20 protein-coding genes are annotated in these 22,305 nt (G+C 57.8%); 14 read left to right on the top strand and 6 right to left on the bottom strand.

What is annotated here, in order from left to right; all coding sequences use genetic code 11:
• Positions 1 to 6 precede the first annotated feature (6 nt).
• From M0D68_RS14250 to M0D68_RS14235, 4 genes are all read left to right on the top strand, one after another.
• Entirely contained in the window at positions 7 to 1,059 is a 1,053-nt protein-coding gene (locus M0D68_RS14250; RefSeq protein ID WP_266224606.1) for a phage late control D family protein, read from the top strand.
• 112 nt (positions 1,060 to 1,171) lie between these two features.
• A complete protein-coding gene (locus M0D68_RS14245) occupies positions 1,172 to 1,588 on the top strand; it encodes a hypothetical protein (RefSeq protein ID WP_266224605.1) in 417 nt (138 codons plus the stop codon).
• Positions 1,589 to 1,599: 11 nt separating this feature from the next.
• Positions 1,600 to 2,151: a glycoside hydrolase family 108 protein gene (locus M0D68_RS14240; RefSeq protein WP_266224604.1), complete on the top strand. Its 552-nt coding sequence runs from the start codon at positions 1,600 to 1,602 to the stop codon at positions 2,149 to 2,151.
• Positions 2,148 to 2,783: a hypothetical protein gene (locus M0D68_RS14235; protein WP_266224602.1), complete on the top strand. Its 636-nt coding sequence runs from the start codon at positions 2,148 to 2,150 to the stop codon at positions 2,781 to 2,783. Before M0D68_RS14240 ends, M0D68_RS14235 begins: the two co-directional genes overlap by 4 nt.
• 55 nt (positions 2,784 to 2,838) lie before the next feature.
• On the opposite strand, the gene M0D68_RS14230 is transcribed toward M0D68_RS14235, so the two are convergent.
• Positions 2,839 to 3,186, bottom strand: coding sequence for a hypothetical protein (locus M0D68_RS14230; RefSeq protein ID WP_266224601.1), 348 nt, complete (start codon positions 3,184 to 3,186; stop codon positions 2,839 to 2,841).
• Complete coding sequence (locus M0D68_RS14225) at positions 3,183 to 3,743, bottom strand: glycoside hydrolase family 73 protein (RefSeq protein WP_266224599.1); 561 nt, start codon at positions 3,741 to 3,743, stop codon at positions 3,183 to 3,185. The genes M0D68_RS14230 and M0D68_RS14225 overlap by 4 nt, the downstream gene beginning before the upstream one ends.
• 222 nt (positions 3,744 to 3,965) lie before the next feature.
• Here M0D68_RS14225 and M0D68_RS14220 point away from each other — a divergent pair, with 222 nt between their 5' ends.
• From M0D68_RS14220 to M0D68_RS14195, 6 genes are all read left to right on the top strand, one after another.
• Complete coding sequence (locus M0D68_RS14220; RefSeq protein ID WP_266224598.1) at positions 3,966 to 4,757, top strand: DNA adenine methylase; 792 nt, start codon at positions 3,966 to 3,968, stop codon at positions 4,755 to 4,757.
• 366 nt (positions 4,758 to 5,123) lie between these two features.
• Complete coding sequence (locus M0D68_RS14215; protein WP_266224597.1) at positions 5,124 to 6,851, top strand: class I SAM-dependent DNA methyltransferase; 1,728 nt, start codon at positions 5,124 to 5,126, stop codon at positions 6,849 to 6,851.
• 5 nt (positions 6,852 to 6,856) lie between these two features.
• Positions 6,857 to 9,124 (top strand): ATP-binding protein, encoded by a 2,268-nt coding sequence (locus M0D68_RS14210; protein ID WP_266224596.1) that lies wholly within the window; start codon positions 6,857 to 6,859, stop codon positions 9,122 to 9,124.
• Positions 9,105 to 10,241 (top strand): hypothetical protein, encoded by a 1,137-nt coding sequence (locus M0D68_RS14205; RefSeq protein ID WP_266224594.1) that lies wholly within the window; start codon positions 9,105 to 9,107, stop codon positions 10,239 to 10,241. The genes M0D68_RS14210 and M0D68_RS14205 overlap by 20 nt, the downstream gene beginning before the upstream one ends.
• Positions 10,219 to 11,016, top strand: coding sequence for a hypothetical protein (locus tag M0D68_RS14200; RefSeq protein ID WP_266224593.1), 798 nt, complete (start codon positions 10,219 to 10,221; stop codon positions 11,014 to 11,016). The genes M0D68_RS14205 and M0D68_RS14200 overlap by 23 nt, the downstream gene beginning before the upstream one ends.
• A gap of 287 nt (positions 11,017 to 11,303) precedes the next feature.
• Entirely contained in the window at positions 11,304 to 11,654 is a 351-nt protein-coding gene (locus tag M0D68_RS14195; protein WP_266224591.1) for a nucleotide pyrophosphohydrolase, read from the top strand.
• Between the two features lies 1 nt (position 11,655).
• Here the strand turns inward: M0D68_RS14195 and M0D68_RS14190 are convergent, their stop codons facing one another.
• From M0D68_RS14190 to M0D68_RS14175, 4 genes are all read right to left on the bottom strand, one after another.
• Positions 11,656 to 12,546, bottom strand: a complete 891-nt coding sequence (locus M0D68_RS14190) for an HNH endonuclease (RefSeq protein WP_266224589.1) — start codon at positions 12,544 to 12,546, stop codon at positions 11,656 to 11,658.
• A gap of 160 nt (positions 12,547 to 12,706) precedes the next feature.
• Entirely contained in the window at positions 12,707 to 13,084 is a 378-nt protein-coding gene (locus tag M0D68_RS14185; protein ID WP_266224588.1) for a hypothetical protein, read from the bottom strand.
• Positions 13,085 to 13,486: 402 nt separating this feature from the next.
• On the bottom strand, positions 13,487 to 13,837 hold the full coding sequence (locus M0D68_RS14180; RefSeq protein WP_266224586.1) for a hypothetical protein: 351 nt from the start codon (positions 13,835 to 13,837) through the stop codon (positions 13,487 to 13,489).
• A 463-nt stretch (positions 13,838 to 14,300) separates the two neighbouring features.
• A complete protein-coding gene (locus M0D68_RS14175) occupies positions 14,301 to 14,492 on the bottom strand; it encodes a rubredoxin (protein WP_093639713.1) in 192 nt (63 codons plus the stop codon).
• 325 nt (positions 14,493 to 14,817) lie between these two features.
• Here M0D68_RS14175 and M0D68_RS14170 point away from each other — a divergent pair, with 325 nt between their 5' ends.
• From M0D68_RS14170 to parC, 4 genes are all read left to right on the top strand, one after another.
• On the top strand, positions 14,818 to 15,219 hold the full coding sequence (locus tag M0D68_RS14170) for a DUF4399 domain-containing protein (RefSeq protein WP_054035043.1): 402 nt from the start codon (positions 14,818 to 14,820) through the stop codon (positions 15,217 to 15,219).
• Between the two features lie 238 nt (positions 15,220 to 15,457).
• On the top strand, positions 15,458 to 17,389 hold the full coding sequence (locus tag M0D68_RS14165) for an ATP-binding cassette domain-containing protein (RefSeq protein ID WP_266224584.1): 1,932 nt from the start codon (positions 15,458 to 15,460) through the stop codon (positions 17,387 to 17,389).
• Positions 17,390 to 17,841: 452 nt separating this feature from the next.
• Positions 17,842 to 19,827, top strand: a complete 1,986-nt coding sequence (locus M0D68_RS14160) for a DNA topoisomerase IV subunit B (protein WP_093639326.1) — start codon at positions 17,842 to 17,844, stop codon at positions 19,825 to 19,827.
• A 67-nt stretch (positions 19,828 to 19,894) separates the two neighbouring features.
• On the top strand, positions 19,895 to 22,219 hold the full coding sequence (parC, locus tag M0D68_RS14155; protein WP_093639329.1) for a DNA topoisomerase IV subunit A: 2,325 nt from the start codon (positions 19,895 to 19,897) through the stop codon (positions 22,217 to 22,219).
• The last annotated feature ends 86 nt before the right edge of the window (positions 22,220 to 22,305 follow it).

Genomic DNA, 22,305 nt, shown 5'->3' with positions numbered 1-22,305 from the left:
GGAGCAATGCAGGCAATTTTCCAGATCGTCGCGAACGGCGACGACATCACGCGCGTGATCCAGGATCGGGTGCTGCGCATCCGGACGGTGGACAAGCCGGGGCTTGAGTCTGACGAGTGCGAGATCGAACTCGACGATCGAGACGGCAGGATCCAGTTTCCGCCGAAGGGTGCCACGCTGAAGATCTCGCTCGGCTGGAGCGGCAGGGGCCTGTCGTTTCTGGGTGAGTACGCGGTCGACGAGATCTCGCTCAAGGGACCGCCCGCATCCGTTGTGATCCGCGGCAAGCCAGCGAACATGCGCGCCACGGCGAAGACGCACCGGTACGGTAGCTGGGAGAACGTGAAGCTCGCCGATGTCGTTGGTGACATTGCCCGGCGCAACAGGTGGACGGCTGCATGCAGTGTCGACGCACAGGTGCCGCGTGTCGATCAGTTTGGTGAGAGCGATCTTCACTTCATTACGCGTCTCGCACGGCAGCATGGTGCAACGGCGACGGTGAAGGCGGGCAAGCTGATTGTGGTGGGCCGTGGCGCCGGCAGGAGCGCGAGTGGGAAATCGCTGCCCACGATCACGCTGACGCCTGACACGCTGCTCGATTACGAGATCACGTTTCCCGATCGCGCGAGCTTCGTCGCCGTGCGCACGAAGGTGCATGACGCGAAGAGCGGTAAGAAGATCGATCTCACGATCCCCAATCCTGATGCGCCGCCAGGTGCATCCGCGGTGCACACCGAGCGGCATGCGTTCGCGAGCCCCGAGGCAGCGAAAGCGGCTGCGCAGGCGCGGTTGCAGAAGCTCAATCACCACACCGCGAAGAGCACGATGACGATGACTGGCCGAGCCGATTTCGCGGCCGAGAAGACAGTCACGCTGAAGGGCTTCAAGAAGGAGGCGGACGGGGATTTCCTGATCGAGTCGGTGACGAACACCTACGCAGGCCGTAGCTGGGAAACACAGGTCGAGCTGAATGCCGGTAACAGGGGCAAGGCGAAGGTCGGGCACGAGAAAAAGAAGGGCAGGAAGATCAACCTCGTGGTGCCGGCGCCGCCGCACTGACGCAGTTGATACAGGACGACAACGAACCGCCCGCGCTCGCACAAGGCACATGGGGCGGTTTTTTTATTGAACGGACGGCCCGATGGGTGAACAGCACAACAACGATCTGGCTGTGCAGATCGCGCGTTTCGGCGAGCAGCTGCGCAGCGTTGCGGCAAGCCTTGAAGACATCAAGACATCGGTGCAGCCGGTCGCCGCGCTCGATCGTGCAATTGCGGAGATGGCGATCCACAACCAGAACGCACGCAAGGATATTGAGCTGCTGTGGGCGCGTGTGACGGAGGGAAAGAAGGACCGCGACGCGCTGGTGCAGCAGATCGGCGACGTCGACGACAGGGTGGCGGCAATGAAGAACACGGCGAAGGGCGCGATGTGGGTGCTCGGGATTGTGCTCGGCATCGTTCAAACCTTCCTGGTGGGCTCAATCGTCTGGGTGTTCACCCATATCAACGAAGGCGACATCCTCAACCGGTTACAGCAGCAGCGCCTCGAGGTGCTGGAACAGACCGTGACGAGGGGAACGAAATAAGGAACGAAGCAATGAAACTTGACGAAAAAATCGATGCGCTGATCGGCCGTGAGGGCCGGTATTCGAATAACGCGCTTGATGCGGGCGGCGAAACGATGTGGGGCATCACGGTCGCGGTCGCACGTGCATTCGGCTATACGGGCCCGATGCGCGACATGCCGCGGTCGACTGCCGCGCAGATCTATCGCAGCCGCTACTGGTTGCAACCGAAGTTCGATCTGGTCGATCTGGTCTCACCCGCGCTCGCGGACAAACTGTTCGACATCGGCGTGAACGCGGGGCAGGCGACGGGCGTGCGGTTCATGCAACGTGCACTTAATGTGCTGAACCAGAACCAGCGCGCGTTCGCAGATATCGCCGTCGACGGGGGCATTGGCGCCATGACGATCGCGGCGCTGAAGGCTTTCCTCGCCGCGCGCGGTGCGGACGGCCACCGGGTGCTGCTAGGCATGGTGACCGCGCAGCAGTCTGTCTATTACATCGAGTGTGCCGAAAAGCGCGTGGAGAACGAGACGTTCGAATACGGCTGGCAGCTCAATCGTGCATTTGGGGTGAGCGCATGATGAATTTCCTGAAAACCGTAGCACCGTGGCTCGTCACGGCCCTGACAGGCGGCGTACCTGGCATTGCCGCGATGGCCGCCTCGGCGATCGCCGGCAAGCTCGGTCTGTCCGATGGTTCCGTCGATGCAGTCAGGTCTGCACTGACCGGCCAGCAGATGACGCCCGAGCAACTGCTCGCACTGAAGCAGGCTGACGATGATTTCGCGCTGAAGATGCGGCAGGCGGGTTTCACGCATGCGGAGAATATGGCCGGCATTCAGGTGCAGGCCGACAGGGTGGCGGCCGATGATCGGGCGAGTGCACGCAACTTTGCGGCGGCCGAGCACGACCATACGGCACGCAATCTTGCGTATATGTATACGACGGCGCTGTTTGCTGTGATCGCGCTGGAGTTTCTGCTTGCGGCGCAGCAGATCCGGGTGGACGACAGTGTGATGCGCGCGCTCGATACGCTGTTCGGCATTCTGATCGCGATGGTGCTCGGCTCGAAGGAGTATTTCTTCGGCTCATCCTCGCGTGCTGACAGGCAGGCCGCAGCGATCACGCAGTTTGCGGTGTCGCCGGACACCGTCGTGTCGCGCTCTGATGCGGTCGATGAGACGTCCGCGCGGTACCAGACTAAAGCGGATTGAGCAGGTCGGGCCCGTCCGCGCCGGGCTATTGACCGTGCTTCGGTGGGCCTGCGACTCAGTTCTTTGCAGGCGTTCTGAGCGGCAGGTATTGCTCGTTGTCGTACGCGGTGGTGACGGTGTAGCCGTCGCGTTTGCGGATCTTCAGAAAGAACAGGGTAGGCGAGACACCGGCGGCACCGCCGCACGCCTCCGTGTGGTTTTCGCGTACCCGAACCAGAAAGTATTCGCCCTTGTCGGCGGTATCGAAGAGCAGGCACTCCGTCTTGTCTTTCGAGAGACCGTAGGTGCGCGTGATGTCGGCCGCACGGGTGGCTGCGATATCGTCATTCGTTACCGGCTGCTGGGCGGCGCACGCCTGCGTGCAGGCGATCAGCGCTGTAATGATGATCGCGCGCCGCATCATGGCTCGGCCCTGCGCGCGTCATATTGATCGAGCTTGTGCGCACGGATGATTGCGTTGAGTTTGACTGCGTAAGCCGGATCCGTCGCATAGCCGTTGCTGGCGAGCGCGTTGGCGAACTGTGAACTGCGGGTGTAGAGAAAGGACGACCGGAAGCGCGGGTTGTTTCGAAGCATCTGCGCATAGTCGTCGGCGGCATCGTCATAGCTGCCGTAGGCGCGGAACGCGTCGTCGATCTTGATGGCCTTGCCGTTGACCACTTCGTGCGTCGTGAACGTTGTACTGTCGCCGCTCGGGGCGCGGCCTTTGACGCCGAAATAGGCGTTGCCGACGACGGACCTTCCCCAGTTGCTTTCAAGTGCAGACTGGGCAATGACGACGCCTGCCGGCACCTGGTACTTGCGCTGGATCTCCTGCGCAGCGGCCAGATGGGTATCTATGAATTGCTGCACGTACGCCGGCGCCACGTGGGGCTTCGGCTTGTGCCGCGTCGCGGGGTGATGGTGCGTAGATGGCTGTGCCATGGCCAACCTTTCCTCGTACGAAACGGCGTCCAGCATGCCACACGGGCGTGTCACGGGCAATCAGCGACCAGATGCACGCAGCATAAAGTTACTTTGACCGTGCTTCGTAGGGCGGGAGAAGACAGGGCGACCGGGATGATGTTTGCGCATTTCCCCCGGCCGCCTTTCCACTGAGATAGCCAGTGAATTAGCCAAGGCCCTGACACCTACCGGTAGGCGGGGCGAATTCTAACAAATTCCCAACAAGGCAATCCACATATGGCAACACCCATCATTCCCTGGATCGGCGGCAAGCGTCGTCTGGCAGATCACATCATTCCGCGCTTTCCCGCGCATGAGTGCTACGTCGAGGTATTCGCGGGTGGGGCCGCGTTGTACTTCATGCGGCCGCCGGCAAAAGTCGAGGTCATTAACGATATCAACGGCGAGCTGGTGAACCTGTACCGCGTCGTGCAGCACCACCTCGAGGAGTTCGTGCGCCAGTTCAAATGGGCATTGTCGAGCCGGCAGGTGTTCAAGTGGTTGCAGGACACGATCCCGGAAACCCTCACCGATATCCAGCGCGCTGCACGGTTCTATTACCTGCAGCAGAACTGCTTCGGTGGAAAGATCGAAGGGCAGTCGTTTGGCACTGCGACGACCACACCGCCGGGACTGAACCTGCTGCGACTTGAGGAAACGCTATCGGCCGCTCACCTGCGTCTGTCCAACACGTTCGTCGAGCGGCTTGACTGGAAGACGTGTATCGACAAATACGATCGACCGCACACGCTGTTCTATCTCGATCCACCGTATTGGGAAACGGAGGGCTACGGCGTGCCGTTTCCGTATTCCGAGTATCTCGAGATGGCAGGTCGCCTGCGATCGCTGAGAGGCAGGGCGATCGTAAGCCTCAACGACCATCCGGATATCCGTCGGGCGTTCGAAGGTTTTCACGTGGAAACGGTGGACATTAAGTACACCGTGGGCGGTGGTGGCCGGGAGGCCGCGCGGAAGGAGGTGATTATTTTTAGCTGGAATGAGGCAAGTGAGCCGACCGGGCTCTTTTGATTGAATTTACGTTGCCGGCGTCTCAGTCTCTGCCTCCTCCTCCTCAACTTGCCCGCAATAGAACTGCAGCTGAGGCATTTCTCAACGCGCTGGGAACATACGATTATCTGGATGAATCTTCTGTAATGCACTGTGTTTTTATACAGTATATTTGTATAGCGGCGTCCGGCCAGCTTGAGTTCAAATTCAACTCATAGCACATCTGCCACGGGTAGAGGCTATCGGACGAAGGATCTGTTTGGCGGAGGATATGCTATTGCGGTGAGGGTACAATCCCGGCTGCTGTGCCATGTCTTCATGGCCCCCTAATTGCGAAGCCACATGACGTTTAATAACAACGGATCCTTGACGACCGAGACAAAACCTATGATTGAGACGGTCGAAGCTGCCTTGATCGATAGCAAGTCGGTAAACATCAGAACTCCGTTAGGGAGGCGCCGGGAGTTGGGAGCATTCTTTACTCCTCCAGACTTGACGAAGGTGATCAGTGAATGGGCAATCCGTTCACCGGGCGACCTAGTCTTGGAGCCGAGCTTTGGAGGATGCGGCTTCTTGGCAGCCGCGGTTGATAGACTGTCTGTCATGGGGACGCGGAATCCTGCCGCGCAGCTTTTTGGCTGCGACATCGATGTTGGGGCATTCGACAGCCTAGCCACACTTGGTCCCAAAGTCGCTGCCGAAAATTTTGTATTAGCAGATTTCCTGTCTGTTTTCCGGACGCCCTCCTGGCCTCCTGCATTTGACGTCGTTATCGGCAATCCCCCTTACATTGGGTATCACAACCTCAACGACGATCAACGGGCGGTCGCGATTGCAGCGGCAAACAATTCGCCGCTTGCCATTCGGTTGCAGAAGAACGCTAGTCTTTGGGCATACTTTCTATTGCACAGCATAAGTTTTGTGCGGGCAGGAGGAAGGCTGGCGTTCGTGTTACCAAAGAGTTTTTTGGACGCAGAATATGCGGCTGACCTTCGCGAGCTTGTCGGGCGCGAGTTTGCGCGCACCGCGGTCGTTGCAGTGCACCAGAAGCTTTTTAAGAGCGAGGGCACGGAAGAGCGGACGCTATGTTTGTTTGCCGAGGGCCGTGGTGCCGCCCAGTCCTCTCCAATGGTCATCGGGGAGGCCGCAAATGTTGTTGAGCTTGCGCTTTTGCTGGAAAAGTGGCGGACGCGCACTTGGGATGGAACAGCGGCTACCGGCCGGTCAATGTTGGCGTTGCTTCCTCCGAAGAGCCGCGCGCTGTATGACGGGCTGCTTGTCTCGCCACACTGTGAACTATTTGGCGACAATTGCACGATCCGCATCGGGGCGGTTACAGGGCGGAACGAATTCTTCGTGATGAACAGTTGTCGTTCAAAAGAACTTGAATTGCCAAAAAGCGCTTTGAAGCCGATTGTGGCGAAATTTGCTCAGGTCAAAGGCTTAAAGTTTGACGACGATGATCAGGCCGAGAATCTTGTGGCGGGCGCCCGCTGTCTTCTTTTTAGCCCAAATCCGCACAGAATGATGGCGCAGGCCACGCTTGCATATATCGCGACGTTATCGCAAGTGGACATTGATACTAATAGGACATTCGGAAAGCGGGACCATTGGTATCAGGCCGATGACGGTCGACGTCCCGATGCATTCTTGTCGTACTTGCATGACCTCGGACCGCGAATGAGTTTGAATGGTTCTCAAGCGAACTGTACGAACACAATTCATCGAGGCTATTTTAAAGCTGACATGAGCGAGCACCGAAAAAAATTGCTGGCAGTGTCATTGCTCTGCACGTTTTCTCAGTTGTCCGCTGAAATTGAAGGGCGCAGTTATGGATCTGGCGTCCTTAAACTAGAGCCCAGTGAGTTCGGTAGAGTGCGCATCTTGATGCCTCCAGTCACAGTGGCGCGGTTAGATGCAGCATTCAAACGAATTGACTTGCTATTGCGTGCCGGTGAGCACGATAACGCGAGAAAAGCAGCTGACGCATTGATTTTAGGACCGCATGGAGTCAACCTTGACGTTGCGGAAATCGAGATACTTCGCGGTGAACTCGAAAGACTGCGTAATACGCGTCGCTGGGGAGTCGCGCGTGTGGACGAAATAGGGCGGTAAAAGAGATGTCAAATGATGCAGACCAACTTGTTGCAGCCCTGAAAGGATCGCTGGCTGCGGAGACGTTAGATGCTGGCGCGATTTTTGAACTTGCTTCGCGGCTAGCACTTACAGAAAGTGATCGCGTTCGCTTTTCCGTCGATGCGGGTTTAATAAACCGTTTAGGACTTGAGCTCGTTTCTAAACAAGAAACCGCGGTGGCCGAACTTATTAAAAATGCATACGATGCAGACGCCGTTACGGTTGACTTGGTCTTTAAGAACACTGCGAAGGTTGGCGGTACCTTGGAGATTATTGATAACGGTCTCGGTATGACACGCGATCAGCTTATAAATGGTTTTATGCGTTTGTCAACAAATGACAAAGGAGTAAATCCAACCTCGGAAAAATATTTCCGCCGACGCGCGGGGAAAAAGGGTATTGGTCGATTTTCAGCTCAACGATTGGGGCGGAAATTGACGGTTCAGACGAGGAGGGATGGGGATTCGGCCGGTCTGCAAGTGACGATAGATTGGGATGTATTCGCACCCGGCACAGATCTCATCTTCATTGAAAACAAAATTGAAGTTATTAATAAGGCGTCGAGTGGAACTACTCTGATAATCGAAAACCTCCGCGATTCTTGGGGTGAAGATCAGGTTACGACGTCGTTCCGTTACGTCTCGACGCTACAGGCGCCGTTTCCGATAGCTCCGGTAGTTACTCATGTCGACGCGGATCCCGGGTTCAACGCAAGGTTTTTTTGGGATGACGGCGAGGATCTGGTTACTGCTGCTGACGCCCAAAAAGATATTTTGGATCATGCGCTCGCGACTGTAACAGGGAGGGTGGATGACAGTGGACATGCCTTTTATAGCATCAAATGCAGTCGCTTCGATATCAACATAGTTGATCGTCCAATCGGCCCAGATAGAGAAGATGGGAATCAACCATATAAATATTTAAAGAGCATTTCTTTTTCTGCGGCGTATTTCATCCTTGCAACCGAACTTTTGCCGCGTGGCATGTTCAGCAATATTAGGTCGGTGTTGGATAAGCAGGGTGGTATTCGCGTATATAGAAATGGTTTTCGTGTTTTGCCTTACGGTGAGCCCTTCGATGATTGGCTTCGTTTGGAGCGATCTTCTTCTCTACGGGAGATCTTGCCTCCGCATAGGAATAACAACTTTCTAGGATATGTTCGCATAGATGATGCAGATGGAAAGGTATTTGAAGAAACAGCCAGTCGCGAAGGTCTTGTTGAAAATGATGCATACAAGGAATTGCGTGATTTTGTTTTTGTCAGCCTGACGGCTTGTGCGAAAGCGATAGCGGAGAAACGGGGGAAAAAAATCTATGCCGGCGATCCGCGTCCAGTGCGTCCTCGGGAACCCGACGAGAGTCCTGCCGATCGTGTGCAGCGAGCGATGGGTGCTTTGCGTACGGAGGCAAGCGTCTTGCCGCCGCCGTTAGTCGATGACCTCGAGCAGGGCATAAATGAGCTTGTGTCGGAGCGTTCTGAATTGGTCAGTGAAGTAGAGATGCTTCGTGTTCTGGCAAGCTTAGGTCTTTCTATCGGCGAGTTTACTCATGAAATTCGACACAATCTTGTTGCTTTGTCGGCAGATGCTGCCTCTGTTGTCGCCGATCTTCCTGCCAACTCATCTGCTCATGTGGTAATGAAGAGGTTAACTGAGAACGTTGCCACCTTGAGAGGATATGCACGATATTTTGACGAGGCAATCGCTGAGAATGCGCAGCGAAATGTGACAATCCACGAGATTCGAGATGTTCTGAACTCTTTCGAAGAGAAGGTTGGGCCAACTGCGGAGCGCGCTGGCATCAAGCTTCAGATATCTGTCGAGGGATATGATCTATTTACCAAGCCGATGCATCATTCCGAGTGGGCATCAATTCTTCTGAACTTGTATTCAAATTCGATCAAGGCAATTAGGCGTGCTAGCGCCGACGGAATTATAGATATAAGAGCAGGGGCGCAGGATGGGAATATTTTCGTGGAATTTTCAGATAACGGTGATGGAATTCCGCTTGAAAATCGATCGCGAATTTTTGATGCTTTCTTTACCACTAGTTCGCCGCCGCCCGCTTTAGCCGGAGCAAACGAAGAGGCGCTGGGGGCGGGGCTCGGTTTAAAAATTACTAGAGATATTGTGCAGAGTCATCAGGGCAGTATTACGTTGGTGGCGCCGCCTCAAGGATATCAAACATGCTTTCGGATCGAGGTTCGTCAAGCGACAGAGGAGGAGTTTGAGAATGCAGACGAAGACGCTTAAGTTCGCGTGCACGGATGACGAGAAAAACGAGACGATCCGGCCGCTGCTTGATTCCCTCACGCGGAGCGTGCCAGAGCTAACGATCGAACGCGTTGGGCCGTACGAGTTCAGTGAGCTTGTGCGCGCGTTGGTGCAGGCGCGTCCGGATGGGATCATCCTTGACTTGCGTCTTGACGAGCTTGTTGGCCCCGAAGGGCATCGGGTCGATTTTCGAGGTTTGTCGGTCGCACAGGAATTGCGTACACGAATGACGGAACGAAAAATGAACAACGCTCCAATCGTGTTATGGTCAGTTCTGAGGAATTTCAATCGCTCCTATAGAGGCGACCTAACAGGTCATGATCTATTCGATGCGGTGTACGACAAGGAAGAGGACGTTCAGCAAGATCCGGGCCGTGTCGCTCGGGAACTCGTTTCTCTTCATGATGCATACACAAAGCTATCCACGGCCTCTCGGCCCGCGATATATGAGCTCTTGGGTCTTACGGTCGCCGAGAGGGATCTTCTTGACCCGCGGTACATAGATTACGTCCCGGATCCAAATGGATTGGCAGTCCATGAGCTTGCGCGGCGAATTCTCGCCACGCTCGTTGTTCCCCGAGGTCCATTAATCGATGAGCAGCTTCTAGCGGCGAAGCTAGGTGTGGACAGGGACGCGTCACGCGGCGACTGGGGCAAGTTGCTCGAGCGACTTCGTGAGCCATGTGCGTACACCGGCATTTTTGCCGGCGGTTGGCCGCGATGGTGGGCACATCGGTTGGCGACATGGTGGGATAGCGAACTGAATTCGCCTGATAAGCTTCAAAGAACTACTGCGGCTGATCGAGTGCGTCTTCTGAAGAAGAAATTTTCGCTTCGCCTTCTGAGAGCCAGTGAGCCGATTGAAGAAGGGTACAGCACGTGTTTTTCGACGGTTTGTCGGGTGTTTGAAAAACCACTTGACCCCATCGATGGGATTCGCATCGTGTCGGGACAATCGCATCCTTTTCAGGATTTTCAGTATATTTCACTGAAGGCTGCCTTGGAACGAAAATACAAACAAAAGAAATTTGTAATTGAATCATTGGAGCTTTCACGTCTAGAGCGAATTAAAGATGCGAAAAAATCAAAAAAATAAAGAATGGGCCGCTAAGTTTAGGTTGGATCGGAAAACGGAATTGTTACGTTTGGCAACTGTTCTTGAAAACGAGCGGGTCTGCGCCGACGTGTCTCCCTTAAAACAAGCTGCGAACGATTGTGCCCAAAATTTGCGTCGACGGGACGATGAGTGGGGCTATGAAATGTCCGATCTGCAATTCGAAATCGCGACTCCACGCGAGACCGAACCGTCAAACATCGGCAAACAACTTAGCGTACGAGTATCTGTGAACTTTCACGGGCAATGTGTGAATGAAACGTATGATCCGTTCTCATCACTAGAGCTTAACATTGAGGTGTTTGACGCTCCCCCGCCCGCATGCAGCAGCTATGTGTCGTGGCATTTTGATCGACATATCGCTGACGATCTTTCAAAAGATGTGGAGGCTCATCCGCTTTATCATTTCCAACATGGTGGGCACAAGATAAACACAAATATCGCGAATGAGATCGGTCGCCTGCTATTGCTCGCGCCTCCGCGTTTACCACATCCGCCCATGGATGGGATTTTGGCCATAGACTTTATCCTATCGAATTTTAGCGGGCACATATGGCGTAGCCTAAGAGCTGATTCCGCTGATTATCGAGCGCTTGTAGTGGGGGCGCAGATGAGGTTGTGGCGTCCATATATGGCGCTCTTGGGGCAGATCTATGAAACGGAGTCGTTTGAAGAAGGGGCTGCATTTGCGATATGGCCTCTCCTGGCGTCGGAACGAGCGAAGCATAATTCACTCATATCGAAGTCGAAAAAATAGGTCCATGCGACCGTATGTTGCCGGACGCAGTTTCTCTCGTCGGGGCCTTGCGGAGCAGCAGTACTTAAACGGCTGCTTTACGTGAAGGATCCGTCGTCCGCTCCGTTCAGTGGTCAGTAATTCATCGTCATTGAGCATCCGTGCTGTCGCACGCATAAGCCTTACACGAAGAATTCAAGAGGTGTAGTGCCGCTACTTCACTACGCCGAATATCCGCCGCGGGAAGGCAGCTATGCCGTTATTATGTTCGCAGCCGCCTAAGCCTTTAAACTACTGGGGGTATAACCGTGACAATCGACGAACTACTAAAGCAGATACTGGACTTCCGCGACGCCCGCGAATGGCAGCAATTCCATACCCTCCGCAACCTGATTGTCTCCACGAGCATTGAGGCTGGCGAGCTACTTGAGACGATTCAGTGGAAGAGCGATTCAGATATTGAATCGCTGCTTCTTGACCTCACACAAAGCCGAAACCTCAGGCACGAGTGCGCCGACGTATTTATCTATCTGATGCTGGTCGCGCATACCGCAGGGTTTGATCTCGTGGATGCGGCGGCAGAAAAGCTCAGGCTGAACGCAGAACGTTACCCAGTTGATAAGGCGCGAGGCTCGGCCACGAAATATTCCGACCTTTAATTTATCGGAAGCTGTCACGATGAAGCGCCAGAGCTTCGCTGGATGGATGCGCGGAAGTGTTTTCCGGAAGTGCCAGTTTCTTCCCTTGCAATCCTGCATACGAACTGTCTGCAAGTTGTGAGCTCACCATCAGAGTGAACTCGTCTGTGACGGCCAGCAACCCCTCGTCAAACAGTCGGTGTAGATCCACCCGAAGACAGAGCCCGTTCTGCGGATGGTTACTTTGCTCGTTGATGTAAGGCTGGATATGAGCGGCTTCGAGTAACTCGACTACCGATTCGCCGTAGACGCAACAGCGATAGCCATAGTTGCGCAGCACCTGCTGCCGAAACACAGGCTGCCTCTTTCTGTCCTTGCGTTGAGACGGCTTGCGATTCACGAAACCGATCACTAACTCAAACGGTCTGTTGACCCGACTCGTTCCAAGGTAACTGGCAAGGCCATCAGGTTCGCTAAAGTATTTGAGCTTCACGACTTCCCGTGGAAAGGAATGGCCAAACGGCTCCGGACTGATGAACTGGTCGTCGTCCAACATGACAATGTCTTCCAACTCAATGCACCCGATGACCGGGTTGACTGAGCTGACATATCGGCCCGCCCGTTTTCTGGCAAACCCTTCAACCTTTGAAACCAGGTCGGTCTGGCTGTCGACACCGTTTCCAAGTCCGTAGGTTCGCCAAGCCTCCGATGCCGTCATGTCAATATAGCGACGAAAGATGCCGTAGCCACCAATCTTGCGCACCGGCGCTTTTAACATGAAGTACAGGCGATTTCCTGCGCCAAGGCCTTTCACACCCCATGGTGTCGGAGTCCAGAAGTTGACGGAACGTCCCGTCGGCGCAGCTCTAAGCCGCTCAAACCAGTCCAAATCTGTCGGTGCAATCGCGAACATATATTTCCCGCGTGGAAGCGCCCTTTGCTATCCAGTTACGCCATCAAGCTTCCGCGTGCAACCAGACCGTGTCTGCGTACAACCATGTTGTCTTCGTGACGTGCAGAAGTCGTCTGACCGCGGTGAAGGCCATGGCAAGGACTAGCGGGTCTTTTCAAAGTCAAGGGCATGGGTAGATTTGTTGAGCCTTGAGCAAAATGGCAAGTGATAGCGGTGTGTCGGGTCGAAACGAGTCCGCACCGGCTCGGGCATAGTCGAGCAACCCTTCAAGCTCCCAGCCCGCTAGTTGTTTGTTCTTTTCCTTTAGGCAATACAGCTTTTTTTCATGGTGAAGTTCGAGCAGAGCATTGGCACTATTGAACGAAGACGCGATGCCGGCAATGTAAAGATCCAAAAGATCTCCTTGCATTTTTACTTTAGGGCCACCCGACGTGTAGTGATCTCTGTACTCGTTCCAAGTCTGCCAGGTATATTCGGCGTGCGCGATCGGCGTGTAAAGGCCGAAGAGTGCCGCGACAGCGGCAACGGTGTTCTTCATATTGCTCCCTGGAACCTCGTCTGAGTCCTGCTGCGCAGCTCGAAAGACGAGGCGATCTGTAATACTTGCGACCAAAGTCAGCGCTGGATTTCACAGGTGATCATCCCGGCGCTTTTCCATTCATATCCGCCGCCTGACCATCCTTAACACTACGTCACCCCTGATCGTCTTATGCTTGACGGATAAAGAATCGGGGATCCCATGGCTCACCCATACGACTTGATCTCAGGCGGATTGTGCCTGACTTTGGCGCTTGCATGTCTCGTTGCGCTGCTGGTTGCCTAAAGGGCTGTCCTACGGCCGAGTAGTAAGGTCGATCGGATCTGGCATTTGAATAAAGGCAGCTCTCGAAAAAGCTGCAATAACCTGCCGTTCGTCTAGCCCTGCGGGTCAAACTCGGGCTTAGCCCTGCTTCAACTCGTCTTTGCAAGCTGAATAAATCCGGCCAACCACCCGCGATCGATAGTCCATACGCCAGCCATCCGTAAACAGTTGCGCGAGTGACTCCGAATTTGCGAACCCCGGCAACTCGGCAAAGTCCATCGCTACCTTTTCCGACAGGGCTCCTAGCAACAGACGGTCGAGCCAGTTGGCTCTCGCTCCGTTGCCTGTGAGCCAGATGGTCAGCAACTCCACGACATGATCGGTTCGTAGCCAGCCGCCAGTTCCAGCACGCGTAACCAGTTGCCCTACGGCCAGATAGCACAGCAGCTCGGCGCGGGCTTCGTCGTCAAGATTGCTCGAGTCGTTCATCTCTCGTTTCTTGTCGAATTGAATGGATGCAGAGCCAACAGTCTATGGCATTGGGATGGGACGTAGATCGCCGATTCTCGTCCGATGAGCGCAAGCGGGCCGAACCTCCGCAATGGTCGGTGCGATGAGCCAAGAGGGGAGTTTCATGTGCTACAGATCTGCTACAGCAAGGGTGGCGGCCCATATCTGACGGGCCTTGCGCCTGTCATTCCACCCCCTGAACTACGGGGCGAGGACCAAACCAAAACAGCCGCTGCAATCCCGCCGACAACCAACTCCCGGCAAGGACCAGGCGAGTCCAAATTCGCCAACGAGCGCAGAGCGCATCAAACACGCCTATCCACGAGGAGCGCCGCAAACCCCGTCCCACAAAGCAAACGGCCCAGCGGGCATCACCCACTGGGCCGCACGAACCGCCCGGCGCGCTACATCAAGCAGCGCACCCCGGCTCAACCAAGCTCGCTCAGAATTCCACCACCGCAAACTCCGCCTTGCTGACATCGCACAGCGGGCAGCGCCAGTCGTCCGGAATCGCGGCGAAGCGCGTGCCCGGGGCGATACCTTCTTCCGGAAGGCCTTCTTCTTCGTTGTAGATCCAGCCGCAAATCAGGCAGACCCAGCTCTTATATTCAATCAGTTCAATTACTTCGCTCACGACGTACTCTTCTTTGGTTCGGTGCATTGATCCGCCAAATCTGCCCCTTTTTTGGGCATGGCGGCGATCCGCAATATTACCGGAATTTGTCAATTGGACAGATATTTACCCATGCGGCATCGCCGCAAAGTGCCTGAGACATGTCCGGGCCCGCGTGACGGACCCGTCATACACAGCGTGTATGCTTTGATCCGCAGCTAGTGGTTTGGACAGGCGCGCCGGGCGCCTGGCATGCATTGCGACGATCGGCCTCAGGTAACTGGAACCGCGATCGACGCCCGCATGGCCCGCGCATGACTCTTGTTTCCCAAAAAGGAGAAAAACGATGTTCAAAAACAAATGGTTGGCCGGAACTGTACTGGCCGGGTTGCTCGCGGTATCGGGCGCGGCGCAGGCCGCTGGCGTGTCTTTCGTGCAGCCGGCGGACGGCGCGACCGTCACCAATCCGGTGCACGTGGTGTTCGGCGTCGACGGCATGAAGATCGCGCCGGCCGGCACGATGACGGAAGGCACGGGCCATCATCATCTGTTGATCGACGGCAAGCCGCTTCCCAAGGGCGAAGTGATTCCCGCCACCGACAAATCGCTCCACTTCGGCAAAGGCCAGACCGAAACCGATCTGACGCTGCCGCCGGGCGACCACACGCTGACGCTGCAATTCGGTGACGGCGCGCATCGTTCGTATGGCCCCGAAATGAGCAAAACCATCACGGTGCACGTGAAGTAACGTGACAGGTGAGACGGCTGGGCGAGCGCGAGCGCCGTCCGGCCGCGTTGTTCTGTTTTATCTCCTGGCTCGCGCAGCGCTTGAACCCAGGCGGATCCGGTCTGCATCGGGCTTGCGTACGGTTCATCCCCATTTTGCAAGCCGGTCATTCGGCCTATCTCTTCCGGCAGACAGGCACCCGCCCGCGCGCCCGGTACAATGAGCAGTTCCGACTCATCGCTGTCTTCTCCAATTCTCCATGTCGCTTTACACCATTACCGGGGCCCAACTGGCGTTCGGTCACGTCGCGTTGCTCGATCACGCGGATTTCTCTCTCGAAGCGGGCGAGCGCGTTGGGCTGATCGGCCGTAACGGCGCGGGCAAGTCGTCGCTGCTGAAAATCGTCGCCGATCTGACCAAGCCGGACGATGGCCTCGTCACGCGCCAACAGGGCCTGACGTCGGTCTACGTGCCGCAGGAGCCGGAGTTCGATACGGACGACACGGTGTTCGAAGCGGTCGCTGCCGGCCTAACCCACGCCCGCGATCTGCTGGATCAATACGACGCGGTCGCCAATCAGCTTGCCGACGAGCCGGAAGGCCCGGAGCACGACGCGCTGATGTCGCGCATGAACACGCTGCAATCGGCGCTCGACCATTCGGACGCCTGGAACTGGAGCACGCGCGTGGCCACCACGCTGCAGCAGATCGGTCTGAATGGCGAGGCGCGAGTCGGGTCTCTGTCGGGCGGGATGCAAAAGCGCGTTGCGCTGGCGCGTGCGCTGGTCGTGCAGCCGGACGTGCTGCTGCTCGACGAGCCGACCAACCACCTGGATTTCGACGGCATCCGCTGGCTCGAGGAGCTGCTGGTTTCGCTGCGCGCGGGTCTGCTCTTTATTACCCACGATCGCGCGTTTCTCGACCGTGTGGCCACGTGCATCGTCGAACTGGATCGCGGGCGTCTGCTGTCGTATCCGGGCAATTTCAGCGCGTATCAGACCAGGAAGGCGCAGCAGCTTGAAGTCGAGCAAGTGGAAGCGGCCAAGTTCGACAAGCTGCTCGCACAAGAGGAAGTGTGGATTCGCAAGGGCGTGGAAGCACGCCGCACGCGCAGCGTCGGCCGGATCGCGCGGCTCGTGCAGATGCGCAACGAGCGCGCCGAACGCCGCAACGTTCAGGGCAACGTCAAGCTCGACGTGGGTCAGGGTGAGAAGTCCGGCAAGATCGTCGCCGAGCTGACCGACGTCACCAAGCGCTACGGTTCGCGCACGGTGGTCGATACGTTCACGGCCACGGTGATGCGCGGCGACAAGGTCGGCTTTGTCGGTCCGAACGGTGCGGGCAAGACCACTTTGCTGAAGATGATCCTCGGCGAGTTGCCGCCGGACGAAGGCACGGTGCGAATCGGCACCAATCTGCAGGTTGCATACTTTGACCAGATGCGCGCGCAGCTCGATCTGGACAAGAGCCTCGCCGATACGATCAGCCCGGGTAGCGAGTGGGTTGAAGTCAACGGCCAGAAGAAGCACGTGATGAGCTATCTCGGCGACTTCCTGTTCGCGCCGGAACGCGCGCGGTCGCCGGTTAAGTCGCTGTCGGGCGGCGAGCGCAATCGCCTGCTGCTCGCGCGCCTGTTCGCGCGGCCGGCCAACGTGCTGGTGCTCGACGAACCGACCAACGACCTCGACATCCCGACGCTCGAATTGCTCGAAGAATTGCTCACCGAATACGACGGCACCGTGCTGCTGGTCAGCCACGATCGCGCGTTCCTCGATAACGTCGCGACCTCGGTGATCGCGTCGGAAGGCGGCGGCAAGTGGCGCGAGTACGTCGGTGGCTTTACGGACTGGCAGATTCAGCGCGACCGTTCGCAACAGATGGCGCAGGACGCGCAGAAAGACGCGGCTAAAGAAGTGGCGTCGAAAGACAGCGGCGCAGCCAGCGCGGGCCGTAATACGCAGCGCGCGGCCAAGCTGTCGTTCAAGGACCAGCGCGAGCTCGAGGCGTTGCCGGCGAAAATTGCCGCGCTCGAAGCGGAGCAGAAAACCATTGGCGCCCAACTCGAAGACGGTTCGGTCTTCGCGAAAGATGCTCAGGAAGGTACGCGTCTGACCGAGCGCTACGCCGCGATCGACGAGGAACTGCTGATCGCGCTGGAACGCTGGGACGAGCTGGAAAACAAGCGCAAGTGATACAGGGGGGCGGCGTGATCCGAGGTTGCGCCGAATTCATGCAGAGGACGGGGGGCGCGGCTGCGCAGCGGGCCCGTCGCAGTTTTTTACGGTCCCGTAGCGGTTTCATCGCGGTCGCACAATTGGCCGAAGTCGTGCGTCGCGCCTTATCCAAACGGCCAATCCCGCACCACGTGAATTGCCGCCCGTATCGAAATCAGTAAAATACCCCGCGAACAGGCTTCCCCGGCGTTCGCACCGGCTGGCCGTTGCCGGGCTGTTGAGTAAGCCCGCATCGAGCCGCCGTCGAGCGCGCCCATGGGAAGCCAGGCGATAAAACACGTTGCCCGCACTGCGGGCACCCCACCTAACCCCGTTGTTTCGTTTCGCTTTTTTTGAAAACTCAACGCATTGTCCACGGACCTGCCTACAGGACCTGTGGACAACGATGAACCGACGCACCCGAGTCAACCATGTCTACGAAAAAGCCAAACGCCGCGTATAGCGAAGCGTCGATCAAGGTGTTGAAGGGCCTGGAGCCGGTCAAGCAACGGCCCGGGATGTACACCCGCACCGAAAATCCGCTGCACATCATTCAGGAAGTTATCGACAACGCGTCGGACGAGGCCCTTGGCGGCCACGGCCGGCAAATCACGGTCACGCTGCACACGGACCATTCGGTCTCGGTCGAAGACGACGGCCGCGGCATTCCGTTCGGCCTGCATCCGGAAGAAGGCGTGCCGGTTGTCGAAATCGTTTTCACGCGCCTGCACGCTGGCGGCAAGTTCGATAAAGCCGCCGGCGGCGCGTACACGTTCTCGGGCGGCCTGCACGGCGTCGGCGTGTCGGTCACCAACGCGCTGTCCACCCGCCTCGACGTCACCGTATGGCGCGACGGCAAAATCGCCGAGCTGAGTTTTGCCAACGGCGACGTCGCCAAGCAGCTTGAAGTACGCCCCGCGACCAAAGGCGACAAGAAGTCGGGCACGCGCGTTACCGCGTGGGCCAATCCGAAGTACTTCGATTCACCGAACCTGCCGCTGGGCGAATTGCAGCGTCTGCTGCGCTCGAAGGCGGTGCTGCTGCCGGGTGTCGAAGTCACGCTGATCAACGAGAAAACCGGCGAAACGCAAACCTGGAAATACGAAGACGGTCTGCGCGGCTATTTGCTCGAAGGCATGAACGGCAGCGATCTGCTGATCCCGCTGTTCGAAGGCGAGCGCTATGTCGAAAACTCGCGCGCCAGTGAAGAGACGTTTGCCGAAGGCGAGGGCGCCTCGTGGGTCGTCGCATGGAGCGAAGAAGGCACGCTGATGCGCGAGTCGTACGTCAATCTGATTCCGACGCCTGCGGGCGGCACGCACGAATCCGGTTTGCGCGACGGTCTGTTCCAGGCGGTGAAGAGCTTTGTCGAGCTGCATAACCTGCAGCCGAAGGGTGTGAAGCTGCTGGCGGAAGACGTGTTCGCGCGCGTGTCGTTCGTGCTGTCGGCGAAGGTGCTCGATCCGCAATTCCAAGGGCAGATCAAGGAGCGCCTGAATAGCCGTGATGCGGTCAAGCTGGTGTCGTCGTTTTCGCGGCCGGCTTTGGAGCTGTGGCTGAACCAGCACGTCGAGCACGGCAAGAAACTCGCTGACCTCGTCATCAAACAGGCGCAGGCGCGCACCCGTGCCGGCCAGAAGGTCGAGAAGCGCAAGAGCTCGGGCGTGGCCGTTCTGCCGGGCAAGCTGACCGATTGCGAATCGACGGAAATCGGCCGCAACGAATTGTTCCTCGTCGAGGGTGACTCGGCGGGCGGTTCGGCGAAAATGGGCCGCGACAAGGAATACCAGGCGATCCTGCCGCTGCGCGGCAAGGTGCTGAACACCTGGGAAACCGAGCGCGACCGCCTGTTCGCCAACAACGAAGTGCACGACATTTCGGTGGCGATCGGCGTCGATCCGCATAGCCCGGACGACAAGGTCGATCTGTCGAATCTGCGTTACGGCAAGATCTGCATCTTGTCGGACGCTGACGTCGACGGTTCGCACATCCAGGTGTTGCTGCTCACGCTGTTCTTCAAGCATTTCCCGCAACTGATCGAACGCGGGCATGTGTGCGTGGCGCGTCCGCCGCTGTTCCGGGTCGATGCGCCCGCGCGCGGCAAGAAGCCGGCGCAGAAGCTCTATGCGCTCGACGAAGGCGAACTCGAAGCGATCCTCGACAAGCTGCGCAAAGACGGCGTACGCGACACGCAATGGTCCATCAGCCGCTTCAAAGGCCTGGGCGAAATGAGCGCGGAGCAGTTGTGGGACACCACGATGAACCCTGACACGCGGCGACTGACGCCGGTGGCACTCGGCGAACTCGACTATGACGCCACGGTGGCGCGTATGACGATGCTGATGGGCAAGGGCGAAGCGGCGTCGCGGCGCAGCTGGCTGGAAGAAAAGGGCAACGAAGTGGAAGCGGATATCTGAGCGGGCGTTCTTAACAACGCTCTGCCTTCGCACGAAACTTCACGCCAAACACGGATACGGAATCTAGATGGACGACGATAACACTCTCGACCTTTTCACCGAGCCGCCGCCCCCGGAGGGCGACTTCCTGACGCTCGGCAACTACGCGGAACGCCAGTACCTCGACTACGCGGTGAGCGTGGTCAAGGGGCGCGCGCTGCCTGACGTATGCGACGGCCAGAAGCCGGTGCAGCGCCGCATCCTGTTCGCCATGAACGACATGGGCCTTGGCGATAACGCCAAGCCCGTCAAGTCGGCGCGCGTGGTCGGCGATGTGCTGGGTAAGTACCACCCGCACGGCGACCAGTCCGCGTATGACGCGCTGGTGCGTCTCGCGCAAGACTTTTCGATGCGCTATCCGCTGATCGACGGCCAGGGCAACTTCGGCTCGCGCGACGGCGACGGCGCAGCGGCCATGCGCTACACCGAAGCGCGCCTGACGCCGATCGCGAAGCTGCTGCTCGACGAGATCGACCAGGGCACGGTCGACTTCATGAAGAACTACGACGGCGAGTTCGAAGAGCCGAGGCTGTTGCCCGCGCGCTTGCCATTCGTGCTGCTGAATGGCGCATCCGGCATTGCAGTGGGTCTCGCCACGGAAATCCCGTCGCACAATCTGCGTGAAGTCGCAGCGGCTGCGGTCGCGATGATCCGCAATCCGAAGATCGAGCACGCCGAGTTGATGCAACACATCGCCGGGCCGGACTTCCCGGGCGGCGGCCAGATCATTTCGAGCGACGCCGAGATTTCCGCGGCCTACGAAACCGGCCGCGGCAGCCTGAAGGTGCGCGCCCGCTGGAAGATCGAAGAGCTCGCGCGCGGCCAGTGGCAGCTCGTGATTACCGAACTGCCGCCGAACACGGCCGCGCAGAAGGTGCTCGAAGAAATCGAAGAGCAGACCAACCCGAAGATCAAGCTCGGCAAGAAGGCGCTTACGCCCGAGCAGTTGCAGACCAAGCAGACCATGCTCGCGCTGCTCGATGCCGTGCGCGACGAGTCGGGCCGGGACTCACCGGTGCGTCTCGTGTTCGAGCCGAAGTCGAGCCGCATCGATCAAACCGACTTCGTCAACACGTTGCTCGCCCATACGAGTCTCGAGTCGAATGCATCGCTCAATATGGTGATGGTGGGCGGCGATGGCCGGCCGCGTCAGAAGGGCTTGAGCGAGATCATCCACGAGTGGATCGCGTTCCGCTTCGCGACGGTTACGCGCCGTACTCGTCATCGCTTGAGCAAGGTCGACGACCGGATCCATATTCTCGAAGGCCGGATGATCGTCTTCTTGAATATTGACGAAGTCATTCGCATCATCCGCGAATCGGATGAGCCGAAGGTCGCACTGATGGCCGCATTCGGCTTGTCGGACCGCCAGACCGAAGACATTCTCGAAATCCGCCTGCGTCAGTTGGCGCGTCTCGAGAAGATCAAGATCGAGAAGGAACTGTCCGAACTGCGCGACGAGAAGGCCAAGCTCGAAGAACTGCTCGGCAGCGAAACCGCGATGAAGCGTCTGCTCATCAAGGAAATCGAAGGCGACGCGAAGCAATACGGCGACGAGCGTCGCACGCTGATCCAGCAGGAAAAGCGCGCTACGTTCGAAGCACGAGTAGTCGACGAGCCGGTGACGGTGGTGGTGTCGCAGAAGGGCTGGGTCCGCGCGCTGAAGGGCCACGGCCTGGATGTGGCCGGTTTCACGTTCAAGGCCGGTGACGGCCTCTACGCGGCGTTCCAGTGCCGCACGCCGGACACGCTGGTCGCATGGGGCAGCAATGGCCGTGTCTATTCGGTGGCGGTGGCAATGCTGCCGGGCGGTCGAGGTGATGGCGTGCCGGTCACGTCACTGATCGAACTCGAGTCGGGCAGCCACCTGATGCATTACTACGCGGCGTCCGCGGATCAGGCATTGCTGCTTGCGTCGAGCAACGGCTTCGGCTTTGTCGCCAAGGTCGGCGATATGGTGAGCCGCGTGAAGGCCGGCAAGTCGTTCATGACGATCGACGCTGGCGCTGCGCCGCTCGCGCCGATGCCGATGCTGCCGGATGCGACGCATATCGCGTGTTTGTCTTCAGGTGGACGCCTGCTGGTGTTCGGCCTCGACGAAATGAAGACGCTCTCGGGCGGCGGACGCGGCGTTACGCTGATGGCGCTCGACGACAAGGAAACGCTGGTTCAGGCGCTGTCCATCAACAAGGCGGGCGTGGTGTTGATCGGCACGCGTCGAGGTGGCCGTGTCGACGAAGAGAAGCTGAGCGGCGCCACGCTCACGCCGCACATCGGCAAGCGGGCGCGCAAGGGGCGTGCGCCTGAGAGCAAGATGAAGCTTGACGGTATGCGTCCGGTACTCGCTGCTTAATCGTAGCTAGCAGGTAGTAGCTAGAAGTAGGTAGAACCAGGCATGAACGCGGCGTGTGCTTTAAAGCGCAAACAGCAACAACGCGC

This window comes from Paraburkholderia sp. SEWSISQ10-3 4 (assembly GCF_030464785.1).
In the GTDB taxonomy this organism is placed as follows: domain Bacteria; phylum Pseudomonadota; class Gammaproteobacteria; order Burkholderiales; family Burkholderiaceae; genus Paraburkholderia; species Paraburkholderia aspalathi.
This window is presented reverse-complemented; position numbering and strand designations above follow the sequence as displayed.

Excerpts from the sequence above, each read along its gene's own strand:
- M0D68_RS14250 (WP_266224606.1), top strand. The coding sequence starts at position 7 with ATGCAGGCAATTTTCCAGATCGTCGCGAACGGCGACGACATCACGCGC.
- M0D68_RS14240 (WP_266224604.1), top strand. The coding sequence starts at position 1,600 with ATGAAACTTGACGAAAAAATCGATGCGCTGATCGGCCGTGAGGGCCGG.
- M0D68_RS14235 (WP_266224602.1), top strand. The coding sequence starts at position 2,148 with ATGATGAATTTCCTGAAAACCGTAGCACCGTGGCTCGTCACGGCCCTG.
- M0D68_RS14230 (WP_266224601.1), bottom strand. The coding sequence starts at position 3,186 with ATGATGCGGCGCGCGATCATCATTACAGCGCTGATCGCCTGCACGCAG.
- M0D68_RS14225 (WP_266224599.1), bottom strand. The coding sequence starts at position 3,743 with ATGCTGGACGCCGTTTCGTACGAGGAAAGGTTGGCCATGGCACAGCCA.
- M0D68_RS14220 (WP_266224598.1), top strand. The coding sequence starts at position 3,966 with ATGGCAACACCCATCATTCCCTGGATCGGCGGCAAGCGTCGTCTGGCA.
- M0D68_RS14215 (WP_266224597.1), top strand. The coding sequence starts at position 5,124 with ATGATTGAGACGGTCGAAGCTGCCTTGATCGATAGCAAGTCGGTAAAC.
- M0D68_RS14210 (WP_266224596.1), top strand. The coding sequence starts at position 6,857 with ATGTCAAATGATGCAGACCAACTTGTTGCAGCCCTGAAAGGATCGCTG.
- M0D68_RS14205 (WP_266224594.1), top strand. The coding sequence starts at position 9,105 with ATGCAGACGAAGACGCTTAAGTTCGCGTGCACGGATGACGAGAAAAAC.
- M0D68_RS14200 (WP_266224593.1), top strand. The coding sequence starts at position 10,219 with ATGCGAAAAAATCAAAAAAATAAAGAATGGGCCGCTAAGTTTAGGTTG.
- M0D68_RS14190 (WP_266224589.1), bottom strand. The coding sequence starts at position 12,546 with ATGTTCGCGATTGCACCGACAGATTTGGACTGGTTTGAGCGGCTTAGA.
- M0D68_RS14185 (WP_266224588.1), bottom strand. The coding sequence starts at position 13,084 with ATGAAGAACACCGTTGCCGCTGTCGCGGCACTCTTCGGCCTTTACACG.
- M0D68_RS14180 (WP_266224586.1), bottom strand. The coding sequence starts at position 13,837 with ATGAACGACTCGAGCAATCTTGACGACGAAGCCCGCGCCGAGCTGCTG.
- M0D68_RS14170 (WP_054035043.1), top strand. The coding sequence starts at position 14,818 with ATGTTCAAAAACAAATGGTTGGCCGGAACTGTACTGGCCGGGTTGCTC.
- M0D68_RS14165 (WP_266224584.1), top strand. The coding sequence starts at position 15,458 with ATGTCGCTTTACACCATTACCGGGGCCCAACTGGCGTTCGGTCACGTC.
- M0D68_RS14160 (WP_093639326.1), top strand. The coding sequence starts at position 17,842 with ATGTCTACGAAAAAGCCAAACGCCGCGTATAGCGAAGCGTCGATCAAG.
- parC (WP_093639329.1), top strand. The coding sequence starts at position 19,895 with ATGGACGACGATAACACTCTCGACCTTTTCACCGAGCCGCCGCCCCCG.